Consider the following 16,411-nt stretch of genomic DNA (forward strand, 5'->3'; position numbering starts at 1 on the left):
TAAGTGTCAGGACAGCGGTCAGGCGCCTGGATCGATATCTTTAATGGCATAACGGGCGATGTTCTCTTCGGTGATCGCGCTGCCGGTTAACTCTTTGGTTATCCGTCCCTCGCGCATCACCAGCACCCGATCCGAGATGCGGATGATCTCCGTCATCTCCGACGACACCACCACAATCGCTTTGCCCGCCTGGGCCAGTTTTTCAATCAGATGATAGATCTCCGACTTGGCCCCGATGTCGATGCCACGCGTCGGCTCATCAAACAGGAACACCTCCGCATCCGCGGCTACCCAGCGGCCGATGATCACCTTCTGCTGGTTGCCGCCGCTCAGCGTGCCGATGGGCTTTTCGATGTCGAGCGGCCGCAGGCGCAGATCGCCCATCACCCGCAGCGCCTCGCGGCCCAGCCGGGACTGACTGATGAGACCCGCCGCCGTGAAGCGATGCATCGACGGCAGCGCCATGTTCATCTTCACCGCCCGCTCTTTGATGATGCCCTCTTTTTTACGATCTTCGGGCACCAGGCCGATGCCGGCCTGAATCGCGGCGCGCACGCTGTGATTCCTGACCGCCCTGCCGTTAACGCTCACGGTGCCGCGGGTTCGTCTGTCGATACCGGCGATCAGTTTCAGCAGTTCGGTGCGGCCCGCGCCGACCAGTCCGGCCACGCCCAGCACCTCGCCCGCCCGCACGCTGAAGCTGGCGGAAACCACCTCGCTGCCGCGCGTCAGATCCTCGACCCGCAGCACTTCGCGGTCGCTGACGAACGCCTGATGGTCGAGCTTGTCGATCTTCCGTCCGACCATTCTGGCGACGATGCTCTCCTCATCCTCATCGCTGATGTTGACCACGCCGACCTGCCTGCCGTCACGCATAATGGTGGCGCGGTCGCAGACCCGGAAAATCTCATTCATCTTGTGCGACACGTAGATCAGCGAAACCCCGGTCGCTTTGAGATCGCCGATCAGTTCCGCCAGGCGATCAAACTCGCGCGGCGTCAGGCTGGAGGTCGGTTCGTCCATGGCGATGATGCGGGCGTTATCCAGCAGCGCCCGGGCAATCTCCACGATCTGCTGCTGCGACACCTTGAGGTTTCTGATTGGCGTGTCGGGATCGATGGTCGGATCCAGCGTCTTCAGAATCAGGGTGGCGCGCGCCAGCTGCGCTTTTTTATCGACCCACATCCCCCCGGCGCGGGTCAGCGGTCGGCCCAGAAACATGTTCTGCGCCACAGAAAGCTCAGGCACATGCTGCAGCTCCTGGTGGATCATCGCGATCCCGGCCTGACGGGCGCTGAGCGGCGAGCGGATCTGAACCGGACTGCCGTTGACGCTGATCTCACCGCTGTCCGCACCGCGCACGCCGGAGAGAATATTCAGCAGGGTGGATTTCCCCGCGCCGTTTTCCCCAATCAGCGCATGCACCTCACCGGGCCGCACCGAGAAATCGACATCCTGCAGCGCGGCGGCGTTACCGTAACTTTTGCTGATACCGCGCATCGTTAAGCGAAACTCTTCCATACCCGCTCCCGCTGACTTACTGCTGCGCCAGCAACTGACGCAGCCGGTTGTTGTCTTTGGTGGAGAACGCATCGACGTTCTCTTTGGTGATCAGCGCCTGCGGTGTGGATACCACGCGCGACAGCTTCTGACCGTTGATCAGACGGATCATCACGTCCATCGCCACTTCGCCGGTCAGCACCGGGAAACTGTCCACCGTGCCGGTGAGTTCACCGCGCTTGATGGAGGCGTAGGCATCGGAGATGCCGTCAGTGCCGAAGATGGCAACCTGTGACGCTTTGTTCTGTGCGCGCACCGCTTCCACCACGCCCAGCGCCATGGTGTCGTTGTTGGCGTAGAAGCCGATCAGGTCGGGATGCTGCTGAAGAATGGTCGAGGCGGCGTTAAAGGCCTGCTCGCGGCTCCAGTTGGCTGGCACGCTGGCAACAATCGTGAACTTACCGGCCGTCGCCAGCGTCTCTTTGAAGCCACGGGTACGCTGTCCGGCGGCATAAACGCCCGGCTGCCCCTCAATTACCGCCACCTTGCCACCCTGCGGATGGTGCTGGATAAACCACTTCGCCACCCGCACGCCGTTATCTTTCTGAACGTTACCCACGTAGTAACGCGCATTCGGCATCACCGCATCATTCACGTTCACCACCGGGATCTTTTTGCTGCTGGCACTCTCCAGCGCAGGCTCCAGGTTGATGTCGGTCTGAGGCGACACCAGCAGGCCGTTGAAGCCCTGCGAGATCAGCGTTTCGGCAATCGACAGCTGGCCAAGCTGGTCATCTTCATTGGCCGCCGCCTGATAGGCCACGGTGAAGCCATACTTCTTCGCGACGTTCTGGTAGCCCTCGCCGAGCGAACGCCAGTATTCATTGGTCAGGGTCTTGGAGACGCCGCCAATCTTCAGCGATTTATCGACTTTCGGCAGTGCGCCATATTTGCTGTCGAGCTGGGTCCAGTCGGTGCGATCCGGTTCGGTGTCGGACTGCAGCGGTGCCAGCTCGGCCGCATAGACGGTGCTGCAGAGCAGTGAGGAGGCGATAACAGCGAGCAGGAGTTTTTTCATTTTTATATTCTCAGCATGTTGGGTAGGGTTTTTTATGTTATCGGCTGGATCAGCCGTTATCGCGCCAGCAGAATGTCATTGACGATCTGCTGGGAGGCGACCGCATCCTGGCGCTCAATGGCCGCCAGTAATGCCGTGTTGCCGTGCAGCTGATCGCACAGCCGCAGCAGCCGGGTCACGGTCGCGATGTTGCTTTCTGCTTCCCGGATGGGGTCCAGCCCGCTGGCGTCCGGGAAGGTGTCGAAGTAGTAGGCCCCACGATAGCCGTCACGCTGCATCTGCCAGAGAAACTCCAGCGTGGCGCGCGGGTTGACGGAGCCGACCATCAGGCCGTCGTCGCGCTTGCCCCAGCCATCGTTCAGGTCCAGCCCCAGCAGCCGTGAACGCCGTGCCACCATCGCGGCGGCATAGGCCGGCACCTCGTTGGCAAACAGTACGTGCGCAAAGTCGAGCGTGATCCCCAGGTTGGGGCAGCCCGCCTCTTCCACCGCCAGCAGGCAGGTGGTGGCGTTAGGAAAGATGCTATAGGCGCGCGGCTCGTTGGGTTTGTATTCGATGCTGACATCGACATCCGGCGCATACTCCGCCACTTCCCGCACGGCGCTGACCGCATCCTCCCAGATCTTCTTATAGTCCGCCTGGAAGCAGTAGTCGAAACCATCCTGCCCCATCCACAGCGTCATCAGCCGTGAACCGAACTCCCGACCCGCATCGATGCCGCGTTTGGTCAGCTCGATCGCCTCGCGACGCACTTTTGCATCCGGATGGGTAAAGGCACCGATTTTGAACTGCGGGGCGTCCCAGCGCATCTGCATGCCGTTGACGGCCAGGCCTGCATCCTCAATCGCCTGACGCAGCGTGGGAATATCGCTGGTGAGGTGCTGCGGAAAATTGAGATCGAGATGCGTTAAACCCTTTACCTTACCGGCACGGGCCACCATCTGCAGGACAGAGGGCTTGCCCTGCTGATCGGGCCAGTAGAGGTGCGCGCCCGAGGCGAATGAGTTGAGACGGGTTGCAAATTTCAGTTCCGACATAGGGGTCAATCCTTCAGAGAGCGTATTGTGAAGTACTTTTCATATTCACGGTTAATTGTGAAGTTATGTATTAATCTACGCCTCGCGACTGAATGCGCAAGCCTGCCGGGCGGAGCAAATCACCAAACTGCGAGAGCTGTCACGAAATAGTTTCAGGGCGTGATTAAGCCAGCCGCGCGGCAGACTGGAGAGATCGGTTGTGAATACAGCAGGTTGCGGCAGAAAAGCGGAGGGAAGAGAGGCTGGCGGCGATGACGAAAAAAGCTGAGCGCCGGGCGGCGCTCAGCGGATCAGGATTATTTCAGCCGGAAAGCGACCACGCTGTCGCCTGCCGTGGTGCCCAGTGAGCCGTGACCGCCTGCGGCAATCACCACATACTGTTTGCCATCTTTACCCATAAAGGTGGAGGGCGTGGCCTGAGCACCGGCGCTCAGCTCGGTCTGCCACAGCAGTTCGCCGGTGGTGCTGTCGTAAGCACGGAAATAGTTGTCTGCCGTGGCCCCGTGGAACACCAGATCACCGGCCGTCAGCAGCGGGCCGCCGTGCGCGACCATTCCCATCGGGAAGCCGAGCGGGAAACGGCCAGGCAGGAAGCTGGTCTTCAGGTTGCGGGTAGTCCCCACGCGGCGCAGCCATCTGGTTTTGCCGGTCGTCAGATCCACACCGACCATCCGGCCCCACGGTGGCGCGATGCAGGGGATCCCCAGGCCCGACGCCATCTGCTGGATGTGGATCGCATACTCACCGTGGAAGTTTTCGTTCCAGTACGGCGTGCCATCTTTGGTGAAGGTGCGCTGGGTTTCGGTTTCCGGGGTGCGTTTGATCAGGTTGTACTTGTAAGCCAGGCGCACCGGCGCGGCAATCAGCATCTGACGCTGCGGATCGACCGCCACCGAACCCCAGTTAAAGACACCGATATTGCCCGGGAAGATCAGCGAGCCGGCTTCCGTTGGCGGCGTCCACGGGTTACCGTCATAGCGCAGTTTGCGGAAGGTAGTGCGGCAGGCCATCTGGTCAAACGGCGTAATGCCCCACATAGATTTCTCCGTCAGCGGCGACGGGATAAAGTTCAGGCTGGAGACCGGCTGGGTCGGCGCATACTGCTCGCCTTTGATGCCATCCACGGAAACCTTGACCTGCTCTACCGGGTAGACCGGCTGCCCGGTCAGGCGGTTCAGCACAAAGAGGTTGCCGGTTTTAGTCGGCAGGATCACCACCGGTTGCGGCGTGCCCTGGTAGCTGATATCCACCAGCGACGGCTGTGACGGGTTGTCACGGTCCCAGAGGTCGTGGTTCGAACTCTGATAACGCCACCTGAATGCACCGGTTTTCAGATCCAGCGCCACCAGCGCATCACGGAATTTTTCGGTATTGCTGGCAGGGTCACGATCAAAACCCACCTCATCCGGCGACGCATTCCCAAAGGGCACATAAACCAGACCATTCTTCAGGTCGGCGCTCAGGGTTGCCCAGGCCACCGGGGTATCCTGTGGATAGGTCGCGCCCTGGGCGATCGGGGCGCTATTTTCCGGATTCGCCGGATCAAAGTTCCAGACCAGACGCCCGCTGACGGCATCATAGGCGCGGATCACGCCCGACGGGTTGCCGCTGTGGAAGCCGTTATCCATCACCGAGCCGCCGACGATCACCAGATTACCGGCCACCAGCGGCGCGGCGGTCTGCATCAGCGCGTGCGGGCGCAACTCGCCCATGCCAGCGCGCAGGTTGACCACACCCTTGTCACCGAAGTCCGCACAGGGTTTACCGGTGTCTGCATCCAGCGCCAGCAGGCGGGCATCGGTGGTGGCGTTGAAGATACGCCTGCGGCAGAGCGCCGGCGCGGCATCTGACTGTGTCTGCGCCTCTCCGGCGTCGTAGTAGCTCACGCCACGGCAGGTCTGGTGCTGCTGCAGATAGGAGCGGTTTTTATCCGGCGCGGTTTTCCACTTCACCGCCCCGGTTTCCGGGTCAAGCGCGTGGACTTCGTTGTGCGGCGTACAGAAGTAGAGCATGCCGTTGGCTTTCAGCGGCGTCGCTTCGAAGGTGTATTCGGTGGCATCGTCATCCTGGCGCAGATCGCCGGTGTGGTAGGTCCAGGCCACCTCAAGATCTTTTACGTTATCACGGGTGATCTGCTTCAGCGCCGAGAAGCGCTGCCCGTCGGTGGTTCCGCCATAGGCGCGCCACTCGTCAGCAGCGCCGCCGGTGGCGGCACTCTGGCGCGGCGTGGTAATAGTGCCCTGCTGCGGCAGCGGATCGTAAAAGCAAAGGCCGATAACCAGCAGCACCATCAGCCCGACCGTTCCGCCAAGCAGAGGATGAAAGCGTCGCTGCCCCTGATAGAGCGGACGCACCACCCACGGCAGAGCCAGCCAGAGACCCAGCAGACCAAACAGATCGCCACGCGGGATCCACTGCCATTTATCGAAGCCCACTTCCCGGATAATCCAGAACAGGGTTATCCACATCAGCAGCGCATAGAGCGTCAGCGCACTGCGTCTGTTCAGCAGCAGCAGAATCGCGCTGAGCAGGACCCCCACGCCCATGGCGGCGTAAAACGCGCTGCCGCCGGCTGACAGCAGTTCTCCCCCCATGTATATCAGGGCAATAGCAAATATCACCATGATTACACTGGTTAATTTATTTATCATGATCCTTCCTCGGGTCATTCACGCTAAGCACAAAATTAATTTGCATACAAAATTTCAACGAGATCTTAACTTATGTATCAAATATGTAAAAACATGCCGAAGTGTAAATGGTTAGAAATATTTATTATAAATCCGCCCCTCTGGCGGGTTGCGGCGGGGTTTTTTCACGCCTGAAGGGCTTAAATCGCGATATTCATCACAATAAATTAACCATAGGCGGCGCATAACCGCATCTTTTGTTCATCGGCGATGAAATATCAGACAAGCTGCGCTTCAGTAACCCGCGCTTAGGTCCGCGCGCAGAGCGGGAATAAGTGTCAAATAATCGTAATGGTTTGTTTATTCTGTCGGGCTGAAACTCTTATTGCTGAAAGCGGCAAAAGAAAAAAGACGCTGGTATTGACGACGAAACTCTCAGACCCGGTGCGGTGTCAATCCTTTTTCCCTTATTAAAAATGGCAGTTGACTTTGCGCTTTCTGAATTTATTTAACGTTATTTCCCGCAGGGAATAGATTAATAACGCGTGAGCTTCATCCACTGAAAACGATTTAAGATATTCCGCAGCGGGACGCGGCATTTATCTGTGTTATCGTCCGTTAATATTTTAATTATTTATCCGGCCGTCAGGCGGGATTTTCTCTGGCAGCAATACACCAGGCAGGTAAACTATGTCCGCACTTCATGCGATATATCGCAAGTTCCGCTTTCCGTTTAAGTTCATTCATGCCGCTATTCGCTATCCTGCGGCGCAGTCCCGTGTTAAACGTTATTCCGTGATGTCGATTGAGGAAACTATCGATCGGTTATTACGCGATCCCACGTTATCGCTGGCCCGATATGGCGACGGCGAACTGGAAATGACACGCTATAAAAATATCGGTTTCCAGTCCTTTAATCCGGAACTGTCAGCGCGGCTGAAGGGCGTGCTGCAGCACGGCGCGGCAGCCAGTCCGAACTGCCTGATCTGTCTGCCGGATGCCTTCCGCACTACCCGAAATATGCGCAGTGGATCGGCCCTGTTCTGGTTCTTTCATAAATCGTTTTACTTTAAAAATTATGAGTCTCTGCTGAATAAACAGTACCGCTACGGAAATACGTCTGTTACGCGCCCTTATCACGATTATAAAGGCAAAGAACTTTCCGGCAGAATATTTGACAAGTTTAAACTGCTTTACCGCAACCGGCGGGTATTAATTGTAGAAGGGAGTGGAACCCGACTCGGATTAGGCAACGATTTACTGGACGGTGCCAGCGAGGTGAAAAGAATTACGACGCTGAACCGTAATGCCTTTTCCGTTTATGACGCGCTGTTTCATGCTGTACTTACTCATGCCGTTAATTTCGATCTGGTCCTGATTTCATTAGGGCCGACCGCCACGGTGCTGGCGCATGATTTAAGTCAGCACGGGATACGCTGTATTGATAGCGGCCACGTCGATATTGAATATGAGTGGATGCTGGCCAGTGCCACCCACAAAATAAAGGTGGAAGGCAAAAACGTTAATGAAGCGGGCGTTCTGTTAGGCGAACAGAGCTGCGTGGCGGATGTCACCTATCAGCAGCAGATCCTGCAGCATGTGGACGACGCCTCTGCGTCCTCCGTGCCAGCGCCTGAGGTGTCAGCGGAGGTGGCGATCGTTCCCCTGCCGCATCCTGGCCGCACCCAGCATCACGCCGCCTGAGGATCACCACCAGCAGGCATAGCCTGCACCGCATTGATGCGCAGGCAAATAATTAGCGGGATCAGCGCCCGCCGTGACGCGCGAGCCAGGCGGCCCGCCACCCCGCCAGCCGGGCTTCTTCTGGCAACAGCACCGTTCCGGCACTGAATTTGCTTTAACTCTCCTGACCCCTTTTATCAGGAGATGTGAAATGAAGCCGAGCCGTTACCGTTACACCCTGTTTTCACTGCTGTTCCTGATCGCGCTGATCAACTACATCGATCGCGGCGCCCTCTCCTTTGCTGCTAATGCGATTGCGGCAGAGTATCACTTCAGTAAAGTCCAGCTCGGCGCCGTGCTGGGCTATTTCGGCTTTGGTTATCTGCTGGGTTCGCTGTGCGGCGGCTTTCTTGCCGACCGCATCGGCACCAAAAAGGTCTGGCTGCTGGCGGGCGTGCTCTGGTCGCTGCTGGAGATCGCCACCGCCTGGGCCGGTGAGCTGGGCATGGCGCTGTTTGGCGGATCGGCCATTATGGGCTTTGCGGCGCTGCGCATCCTGTTTGGTTTTGCCGAAGGTCCCGCCTATGCGCTGATGAACAAGACCATTGCGCACTGGGCACCGGACAACGAGCGCGGGTTCGCGCTGGGGATCGGCCTGCTCTCAACTCAGGTTGGCGCACTGCTGACCGCCCCGATCGCGGTGGGTCTGCTGCTGCTGACCCACGACTGGCGCATGATGTTTATCCTGCTGGGGATCTTCTCCCTGCTGGCGATGCTGCTGTTTGCCCGCACCTTCAGCGACAGCCCGGACCGGAGCCGCTTCACCAACGCCGCCGAGCGCGCGCTGATCCGGGACGGTCAGCGTCGCAGCGCGGGCGACAGCGTGCCTCTGCCCTGGTGGCGCTTCTTTACCAGCCGGACGCTGGTCTGCAACGCGCTGGGCTATTTCTCCTTCCTCTACATCACCTTCACGCTGGTGACCTGGATGCCGAAGTACCTGCAGGATAATTTCCATTACGACCTGCACTCGCTATGGTACGTGGCGATGATCCCCTGGAGCGGCGCCTGCATCACGGTGCTGCTGGGCGGCCGTATCACCGATACCCTGCTGGCCCGGTTCCGTAATCTGCGACTGGCGCGCAATCTGTTCGCTGCCGTCACGCTGTGTGGCACCGCCTGCTGCTTTATGGCCATTCCCTGGATGGGATCTGCCGCCGGGATCATCGCCCTGATGACGCTGGGTAATGCGCTGAATGCGCTGGTAAACAATGTCTACTGGTCGGTGGTGATCGATGTGACCCCTAAAGCCTCAGTTGGCACCTACAGCGGCATGACGCTGGCGATTGCCAACCTGGCCGCGATCATCTCGCCAATGCTCTGCGGCTGGCTGGCGGAATATCACGGCTATAACGCCATGTTTACGGTGACGGCGCTCATCGCATTTGGCAGCATGCTGGCGATGACGCTGCTGCAGCCGGAAAAGCCATTGGTGGCCGAAACGCAGCCCGCCACGGCGGAGGTGACGACCGCCTGAACGCGTCTGCTGAGCGTTATCGTGAGAAACCTGAGCCGCCCACCGGGCGGCTTTTTGCGCTACAGGGCGCGGCTGTTCTGTTCGGGTCTGCCCCGGCGATCCCAGCGGCTGGCAACGAACCATAACAGCGCCGTCACCAGCCAGCCCACGATCCATGAGACATCGTTTCCGGCAAAAATCCAGGTCAGCGAGCCATGATGCAGCGGATTATCGATAAAGGGTAACTGCACCATCACCCCCAGAACGTAGACGGCGATGCCCGCGACGTTCCAGCGGCCATAGCGGCCGTCGGGATCGGCCAGCGCCGGAACGTCCACCCGGCCGCGGGTGATCAGATAGAAATCGGTCAGGCTGATGGCGCTCCACGGCACAAAAAAGGCCAGCAGGAACAGCAGGAAGTGGGTAAAGGATTTCAGGAAGGCCGGTTCACTGAGCAGGGCTATCAGGCAGGCCACGGAGACCATGAGGATGACAAACAGAATGCGCCCGCCCTGGCTCAGCGTCGTCTGCCGGCGAAAGCCGGAGACGATGGTGGTCAGGGACATAAAACTTCCGTAGGCGTTGAGCGTGGTAAAGGTAATCTTCCCGAAGCAGATGGCAAAGTAGATCACCATCGCCATGCCTGCGGTACTGCCCAGACCAACGATGTAACCCACCTCATTACCGGCGAAGGCACTTCCGGCCAGCGCGGCGGCAATCACCCCCAGCGTCATCGAGGCCTGGGTGCCGAGTACGGTTCCGGCAAACACCGAACCGAACAGTTTCTTCGCGGAGACGTCTGCAGGCAGATAGCGCGAGTAGTCGGAAACATAGGGGCAAAATGCGATCTGCCAGGATGACGAGAGCGACACCGCCAGCAGGAAATTTGCCGGGGTAAAGTGGCGATTCTGCCAGACGGCCGCCAGGTCTTGCGTGGCAAAGAGCGTGATAAAGAGATACGCGAAGGCCAGCACACCAATCACGCTCGCCAGCTTGCCCAGCTGATGGATCACGCGATATCCCATCACCGCAATCACCACGATCAGGGCGCTGAACACGATCATCCCGGTGGCATTGCTGACAGAGATCAGTTTCGCCAGCGCCTGTCCGGCCAGTACCGTGCCGCTGGCGGAGAATCCCACATACATGATGCAGACCAGCACCAGGGGGATGACCGCACCGTAAACGCCGAACTGCATGCGGCTGGTTATCATCTGGGGTAAGCCCAGGCGCGGGCCCTGCAGCGCATGCAAAGACATGATCGCGGCGCCGATCATCTGCCCCACCAGTAAGCCGACAAGCGACCAGACAACATCGCCGCCCAGTACGACAGCCAGCGCCCCGGTAACAATGGCGGTGATTTGCAGGTTGCCACCAAACCAGAGCGTGAACTGGCTGAAGGGATGCCCATGACGTTCGCGCAGCGGAATGTAATCGATGGAGCGGGTTTCTGACAGGCGCGGTTGTGCCGCGTCCGGATACGCTGTAGCAGATGATTTGACCGACATAGATCCCTCGCTGATGCAGTGAGTCAGAGAAAACGAACAGGGCCGGATGACCGGTTGAGATGACATGTCTATACAATCAGGGAGAGTGTCACGCGCGGCAGGAAGTTACAAGACAGGCGGTCATTGGAAAATGTGATGACACCGACAGACCGGCACGCACGATCGGCAATGCGGGCGGCCGGGTCTTTTCCGCAGGGTAAAGGGCGGCGTCAGAACGCCAGGGGTTATCCCTTCGCCACCACCCGCTGACGATGGCAGTCGGCGGGTTCGAGCTTCTGACCCTGCGCCGAGTAAACCTCCAGACGCGGCAGCGGCCTGCCTTCCGCATTATCCAGCAGCACCGAGTGGGTCTCGCCCTGCTCAAACAGATAGCGCTCACCCCACTGCCGCATCGCCACCACCACCGGAAAGAGCGCACGGCCTCTTTCGGTCAGGAGATACTCGCGGTAGGCGCTGCCATCGGAAGCGGGCGCAATTTCCAGCACGCCGATCCCGACCAGCTGCTTCAGTCGCGACGCCAGAATATTTTTCGCCAGTCCCAGGTTGCGCTGGAAATCACCAAACCGGCGGACGTCATCAAAGGCTTCACGCACGATCATCATGCACCAGCGCTCACCTATCGACTCCAGGGTGCGGGCAACCGGACACTCGCTGGTTCTCAGGGATTCCTGCTTCGCCATCTCTTCTCTCACTTTCTCCGTTAACCGTGCCAGCTTAGCCCCTCCGAAAAGAAGTTGCAAAAAAAAACCATCCCGGTTAATGATATGGCCAATCCAGTTTCAAATAAAAACCCGAAGGCCAGACGATGATCTCAACGACCTCCAGGCGCGGGGATGCCGGACCACCGGCCCCCGCAACGCCGGTGCTTTCACCCCGGATGATTTTTCTCTTCTCGCTTACTGCGGCGCTGGCGGTCGCCAACGTGTACTCGGCGCAGCCGTTGCTGGCGTCCATCGCCGTCAGCCTGCGGATCCCGTCCGGCATCGCTGGCGCGGTGGTGACGGCCACGCAGATCGGTTATGCCCTGGGGTTGCTCCTTCTGGTGCCGCTGGGTGACTGCGTGAACCGCAAAAAACTGGTGGTTGCCCAGCTGCTGCTTTCCGCGCTGGCGCTGACCGCAGCGGCCTGCGCCTCCGGCCTGTTCACGCTGCTCGCAGCGATGCTGCTGGTGGGGTTAATGGCGGTGGTCACGCAACTGATGGTCGCCTGGGCCGCGATGCTGGCGTCACCGGCGCAGCGTGGCCAGGTGGTCGGCAGCGTCACCAGCGGGATCGTCATCGGGATCCTGCTGGCGCGGTTTGTTTCGGGGGCAATCGCGGATCTGGCAGGCTGGCGCGCGGTCTACTTTACGGCCGCCTGTCTGTTACTGCTGATCGCCGGGGTCCTGGCGAAGGTGCTGCCCGCCTCCGCCGGTCAGGCGCAGCGACCGGCCTGGCCGCAGCGCCTGCTTTCGGTTCTCCTGCTTTTTCGCACAGAACCCCGCCTGCGCAGCCGGGGGATCCTCGCTCTGCTGATCTTTGCCGCCTTCAGCATGCTCTGGTCTTCCATGGCGCTGCCGCTGACAACGATGGCGCTGTCGCAGACTCAGATCGGCCTGTTTGGCCTGGCAGGGCTGGCCGGTGCGATGGCGGCCGCCAGCGCGGGCGCCTGGGCTGACCAGGGACGGGGCCAGCGCGCCACCGGCTTTGCACTGGCGCTGCTGACCTTCGCCTGGCTGCCCGTTGCCGCGCTGCCGCATTCGCTGCTGCTGATGGTGGTCGGGGTGATCCTGCTCGACTTCGCGATCCAGACGGTTCATGTCATCAACCAGAGCCTGATCGTGGCGGCCCGGCCGGATGCGGCGAGCCGGCTGGTCGGTGCCTACATGTGCTTTTACTCCCTCGGCAGTGCGCTGGGTGCCTTTGCCGCCACCCAGCTGTATGCACACTGCGGATGGTATGGTGTCTGCGCTGGCGGGGCCGCCGTCAGTGCTGCCGCCTTTCTCTACTGGTCAGGAACCCGTCACGCATGAAACTCTCTCATCTGCTGCTCGCCGTGCTCATCACGGCCATCTGGGGCGTGAACTTCTCGGTGATTAAGCTGGGGCTGCACGCGGTCGATCCCTTTCTGCTGGCTGGGATCCGCTTCACGCTCTGCGCTCTGCCCGCGATACTCTTTATCAAAAAACCGGACGTGCCGTGGCGCTACCTGATCGGCTATGGGCTGGTGTTCGGGATCGGCCTCTGGGGGCTGGTGAACCTGGGGATTCAGGCCGGGCTGTCGGCGGGCATCGCTTCACTGCTGTTGCAGTTCAGTGCCTTCTTTACCCTGCTGCTCGGCAGCCTGGTTTTTCGCGAGCGACTGAGCCGCTATCAGATCGCCGGTGGGCTCATCGCCTGCGCCGGACTGCTGTCGATATTTTTCATCACCGATGGCTCGGTGACGATCTCCGGCGTGCTGCTGGTGCTGGCGGGAGCGATAGCCTGGAGCGCGGCCAACATCATCAGCAAGAGAGCCGGCACCCGGCAGGTGTTTGCGTTTCTGGTCTGGTCATCCGCCTTTGCGCCCCTGCCGCTCTTTCTGCTGGATGGAGTGGTCAACGGCATGGCGGGCTATCGGGCGCTGTACAGCCACGCCGACAGCCTCGCCCTGCTCTCTATTCTGTTCCAGGCCTATCCCAATACCCTGCTGGGCTACTGGGTGTGGAACGGCTTGCTGAAGCGCTACCCGGTCTCCACGGTTGCGCCCCTGTCGCTGCTGGTGCCCGTTTTTGGCATTCTGGGTTCGGTGGCGATCTTTGGCGAAACGCTTTCCACGCAGAAAATCGCTGCACTGTTGCTGATCGTGACCGGACTGGCCGTGGGGCTCTATGGGCCGCGACTGGCGCGCCGCATCGGCCTGCGCGTCTGATGACGCCTCAGGGGCTATACCGCGTGCCGCTGGCAGAACGCCTCAATGTCGCCGTGCTGAAAGTCGGCCAGGTTTGCCATCAGCTTCTCCAGCGGCCAGTTCCACCAGGCGATACGCTGCAGACGGGCGGCAATGGCGGGCGAAAACCGCATCCGCAGCGGCCGGGCCGGGACGCCGCCCACCACGCTGTAGGGCGCGACGTCGCGGGTCACCACCGCGCCCGCGGCCAGCACCGCCCCATCACCGACGGTGACGCCAGGCAGCACGATCACGCCATGCCCGATCCAGACGTCATGACCGATGATCACCCGATCGGCCCGGCGGGCCGCAAAGAAGGGCCGATCGCGGCGGGCGTCGGGATGGTAATACTCCGGGCAGTAGGTGAAGCGATGCTGAGAGGCGCGATCCATCGGATGGTTCGGCGCGCCAAGGCGCACCTGGTTGGCGATAGCGCAGAAGCGCCCTACCTGGGTGTCGGCCAGGCAGCAGTGCTCGCCGACATAGGAGAAGTCGCCCAGCTCGCTGTATTCCAGCAGGCTGTGCGCCAGGATTTCACACTGCTGACCCACGGTGGTTTCCCGCATCCGCACACTCTCGTCGATCCTGGTGTGGGCTAAGGGGGCAGGCATAACGGCAACAATGGACATAGCATTCCCAATCCGGATAAGCACATCCCCTGCGACGTGCTTTTGCCGCACCACCTTATCCGCTTCTGATGACAGAGAATTGACAAAGAAAAAAGGCGGAGTGGTTAGCTCCGCCTTGTTTCAAGTTCCGGTTAACCTGCCTGACCGGTCAGTTGCATAAGGGCAACGATGATCTGCAAGATGACCCGGATCAGATCCAGAATCAGCTTAGTCAGTTCCATCACTTTCCTTCTCCTTTTTCAGGAGCGCGCTTTTCGGCAACCAGGGCTTTGACTCTACCCGCCGGGCGCCTGAGCACATCTTGTGGAGAGGGCTGAGCGGCACTCATGGTTAAAGCCACAGGCCAGCACCACCTGATGCCTGCCGGGATTTTAAAAAACCTGCCCCTGGGAGCGGCCAGTCGACCACGAGGCGATACCCAACGCCCAACACCTGTATAAACATACAGCATTATGGCGAAACTTGAAATCCTTAGCCGCACATTTTACAATCTCTTTTGTGGAGAGTGCTGAGCACCTCGTCTGCAGCGCGGTTACCAGCCGGGCTGGCGGACAAAAAAATAAAGGATTTGGCAACGCGCCAAATCCTTTTTTTATGCCTGCTTTTCAGCTCTCCGGGCAGAGGCTAGTTGGCGGCGCTGATACGCCACACGGTATTGCCCGCATCGTCTGCGATCAGGACCCCGCCCTGTTTATCGCTGGCCAGGCCGACCGGCAGGCCCCGCACCTGTTTTTCGTCATCCGTCAGGAAGCCAGAGACCACCGTCTGCGGCTCACCCACCGGCTTACCGTTTTCAAATTTCACCCAGATAACCTTGTAGCCATTCAGCGGCGTACGGTTCCAGCTGCCATGCTCGCTGATAAACGCGCCGCCTTTGTACTGCGGCATGTTATCCGCCCCATAGAACAGCAGACCCAGCGGCGCAACGTGCGAACTCAGCGCATAGTCAGGCTTGATCGCTTTTTCCACCAGATCGGGACGCTGCGGTTCCGCGCGGGTATCGACATGCTGACCAAAGTAGCTGTAGGGCCAGCCGTAGAAGCCTTTCTCCTCTACCGAGGTCATATAGTCGGGCACCAGGTCGGAGCCGATCTCATCGCGCTCGTTGACCACCGCCCAGAGCTTACCGCTCTGCGGTTCCCACTGTAAGCCGGTAGGATTGCGCAACCCGCTGGCGTAGATCCGGCTGGCGCCGCTGGCCGCGTCTACTTCCAGCACCGCAGCACGGCGATACTCTGCGCCGATGCCGTTCTCGGTCACGTTACTGTTGGAACCGACCCCGACATAGAGCTTGCTGCCATCGGGGCTGGCTAGCAGCGCCTTGGTCCAGTGGTGGTTAATGGGCCCGCCCGGCAGTTCCGTCACCTCTTCCGGCGCGGTGCGGATCTCTGTGTCGCCTTCGCGATAGGGGAATTTCACCAGGCTGTCAGCATTCGCCACATAGAGCGTGTTGCCAATCAGCTGCATCCCGAACGGCGAGTGGAGATTCTCAATAAAGCGATGCTGTTCCCATTTGCCGTCCACGTTGCGCAGCAGCGTGATGCGGTTACCGCCCGCGCCGCCCTTGCCGGAGGCTTTCTGCACGATCCCCATGATCAGCTGTTTCGGCCGGGTAGTCGGCTTGGGCGGGCCATTCGATTCCGCCACCAGCACATCATTATTTGGCAGCACGTAAACCTGACGCGGATGCTGCAGATTCTCTGCGATCTTCTCGATTTTCAGCCCCTGCGCCACTTTCGGCATTTCGCCCGCTTTCCAGGGTGTGCCTTCCGGCACCTGCATCGGCGGCATAAAGAAATTGCGCGCCTGCGGCAGTTCGGGATTGGCACCCGTCTGTTTCTGTGGATCGACCTGCGCGCCCTGATCGCAGCCTGCCAGCAGGGCCGTCACAGACAGCGCCAGCAGCGTTTTATGCGTTCTTTTCAT

12 protein-coding genes are annotated in these 16,411 nt (G+C 59.9%); 4 read left to right on the top strand and 8 right to left on the bottom strand.

Going from position 1 to position 16,411, the window contains the following annotated elements; genetic code table 11:
- Positions 1–18: 18 nt before the first annotated feature.
- From ACNY69_RS09545 to ACNY69_RS09560, 4 genes are all read right to left on the bottom strand, one after another.
- A complete protein-coding gene (locus ACNY69_RS09545; RefSeq protein ID WP_111140369.1) occupies positions 19–1,521 on the bottom strand; it encodes a sugar ABC transporter ATP-binding protein in 1,503 nt (500 codons plus the stop codon).
- Between the two features lie 16 nt (positions 1,522–1,537).
- Positions 1,538–2,578, bottom strand: coding sequence for a sugar ABC transporter substrate-binding protein (locus tag ACNY69_RS09550; protein ID WP_111140368.1), 1,041 nt, complete (start codon positions 2,576–2,578; stop codon positions 1,538–1,540).
- Positions 2,579–2,634: 56 nt separating this feature from the next.
- A complete protein-coding gene (locus ACNY69_RS09555; RefSeq protein ID WP_111140367.1) occupies positions 2,635–3,615 on the bottom strand; it encodes a TIM barrel protein in 981 nt (326 codons plus the stop codon).
- A 296-nt stretch (positions 3,616–3,911) separates the two neighbouring features.
- Positions 3,912–6,266, bottom strand: coding sequence for a membrane-bound PQQ-dependent dehydrogenase, glucose/quinate/shikimate family (locus ACNY69_RS09560; RefSeq protein WP_418798105.1), 2,355 nt, complete (start codon positions 6,264–6,266; stop codon positions 3,912–3,914).
- Between the two features lie 669 nt (positions 6,267–6,935).
- Between ACNY69_RS09560 and ACNY69_RS09565 the strand changes: the two genes are divergently transcribed.
- Positions 6,936–7,949, top strand: a complete 1,014-nt coding sequence (locus ACNY69_RS09565; RefSeq protein ID WP_418798107.1) for a GT-D fold domain-containing glycosyltransferase — start codon at positions 6,936–6,938, stop codon at positions 7,947–7,949.
- 190 nt (positions 7,950–8,139) lie between these two features.
- Positions 8,140–9,462 carry an MFS transporter gene (locus ACNY69_RS09570; RefSeq protein WP_418798109.1) on the top strand — a complete coding sequence of 441 codons (1,323 nt, stop codon included), beginning with the start codon at positions 8,140–8,142 and terminating at the stop codon, positions 9,460–9,462.
- Positions 9,463–9,521: 59 nt separating this feature from the next.
- Here the strand turns inward: ACNY69_RS09570 and ACNY69_RS09575 are convergent, their stop codons facing one another.
- Positions 9,522–10,949, bottom strand: a complete 1,428-nt coding sequence (locus ACNY69_RS09575; RefSeq protein WP_418798111.1) for a purine-cytosine permease family protein — start codon at positions 10,947–10,949, stop codon at positions 9,522–9,524.
- Positions 10,950–11,173: 224 nt separating this feature from the next.
- On the bottom strand, positions 11,174–11,629 hold the full coding sequence (locus ACNY69_RS09580) for a winged helix-turn-helix transcriptional regulator (protein WP_111140362.1): 456 nt from the start codon (positions 11,627–11,629) through the stop codon (positions 11,174–11,176).
- A gap of 125 nt (positions 11,630–11,754) precedes the next feature.
- On the opposite strand from ACNY69_RS09580, the gene ACNY69_RS09585 reads away from it, so the two are divergent.
- The gene (locus ACNY69_RS09585) at positions 11,755–12,960 is read left to right on the top strand and encodes an MFS transporter (protein WP_418798113.1); all 1,206 of its coding nucleotides are present in this window, start codon (positions 11,755–11,757) and stop codon (positions 12,958–12,960) included.
- Entirely contained in the window at positions 12,957–13,838 is an 882-nt protein-coding gene (locus tag ACNY69_RS09590; protein ID WP_111140360.1) for an EamA family transporter, read from the top strand. Before ACNY69_RS09585 ends, ACNY69_RS09590 begins: the two co-directional genes overlap by 4 nt.
- Positions 13,839–13,852: 14 nt before the next feature.
- On the opposite strand, the gene ACNY69_RS09595 is transcribed toward ACNY69_RS09590, so the two are convergent.
- Positions 13,853–14,485: a DapH/DapD/GlmU-related protein gene (locus tag ACNY69_RS09595; protein WP_111140359.1), complete on the bottom strand. Its 633-nt coding sequence runs from the start codon at positions 14,483–14,485 to the stop codon at positions 13,853–13,855.
- A gap of 624 nt (positions 14,486–15,109) precedes the next feature.
- Positions 15,110–16,411 carry a PQQ-dependent sugar dehydrogenase gene (locus ACNY69_RS09600; RefSeq protein ID WP_111140358.1) on the bottom strand — a complete coding sequence of 434 codons (1,302 nt, stop codon included), beginning with the start codon at positions 16,409–16,411 and terminating at the stop codon, positions 15,110–15,112.

The sequence above is a fragment of the Pantoea graminicola genome, from assembly GCF_048452665.1.
Taxonomy (GTDB): Bacteria; Pseudomonadota; Gammaproteobacteria; order Enterobacterales; family Enterobacteriaceae; genus Pantoea.

What these genes read in the sequence shown, in the direction of transcription:
- ACNY69_RS09575 (WP_418798111.1), bottom strand. Translation starts at nt 10,949, where the DNA reads ATGTCGGTCAAATCATCTGCTACAGCGTATCCGGACGCGGCACAACCG.
- ACNY69_RS09595 (WP_111140359.1), bottom strand. Translation starts at nt 14,485, where the DNA reads ATGTCCATTGTTGCCGTTATGCCTGCCCCCTTAGCCCACACCAGGATC.
- ACNY69_RS09570 (WP_418798109.1), top strand. Translation starts at nt 8,140, where the DNA reads ATGAAGCCGAGCCGTTACCGTTACACCCTGTTTTCACTGCTGTTCCTG.
- ACNY69_RS09580 (WP_111140362.1), bottom strand. Translation starts at nt 11,629, where the DNA reads ATGGCGAAGCAGGAATCCCTGAGAACCAGCGAGTGTCCGGTTGCCCGC.
- ACNY69_RS09585 (WP_418798113.1), top strand. Translation starts at nt 11,755, where the DNA reads ATGATCTCAACGACCTCCAGGCGCGGGGATGCCGGACCACCGGCCCCC.
- ACNY69_RS09565 (WP_418798107.1), top strand. Translation starts at nt 6,936, where the DNA reads ATGTCCGCACTTCATGCGATATATCGCAAGTTCCGCTTTCCGTTTAAG.
- ACNY69_RS09555 (WP_111140367.1), bottom strand. Translation starts at nt 3,615, where the DNA reads ATGTCGGAACTGAAATTTGCAACCCGTCTCAACTCATTCGCCTCGGGC.
- ACNY69_RS09550 (WP_111140368.1), bottom strand. Translation starts at nt 2,578, where the DNA reads ATGAAAAAACTCCTGCTCGCTGTTATCGCCTCCTCACTGCTCTGCAGC.
- ACNY69_RS09590 (WP_111140360.1), top strand. Translation starts at nt 12,957, where the DNA reads ATGAAACTCTCTCATCTGCTGCTCGCCGTGCTCATCACGGCCATCTGG.
- ACNY69_RS09600 (WP_111140358.1), bottom strand. Translation starts at nt 16,411, where the DNA reads ATGAAAAGAACGCATAAAACGCTGCTGGCGCTGTCTGTGACGGCCCTG.
- ACNY69_RS09545 (WP_111140369.1), bottom strand. Translation starts at nt 1,521, where the DNA reads ATGGAAGAGTTTCGCTTAACGATGCGCGGTATCAGCAAAAGTTACGGT.
- ACNY69_RS09560 (WP_418798105.1), bottom strand. Translation starts at nt 6,266, where the DNA reads ATGATAAATAAATTAACCAGTGTAATCATGGTGATATTTGCTATTGCC.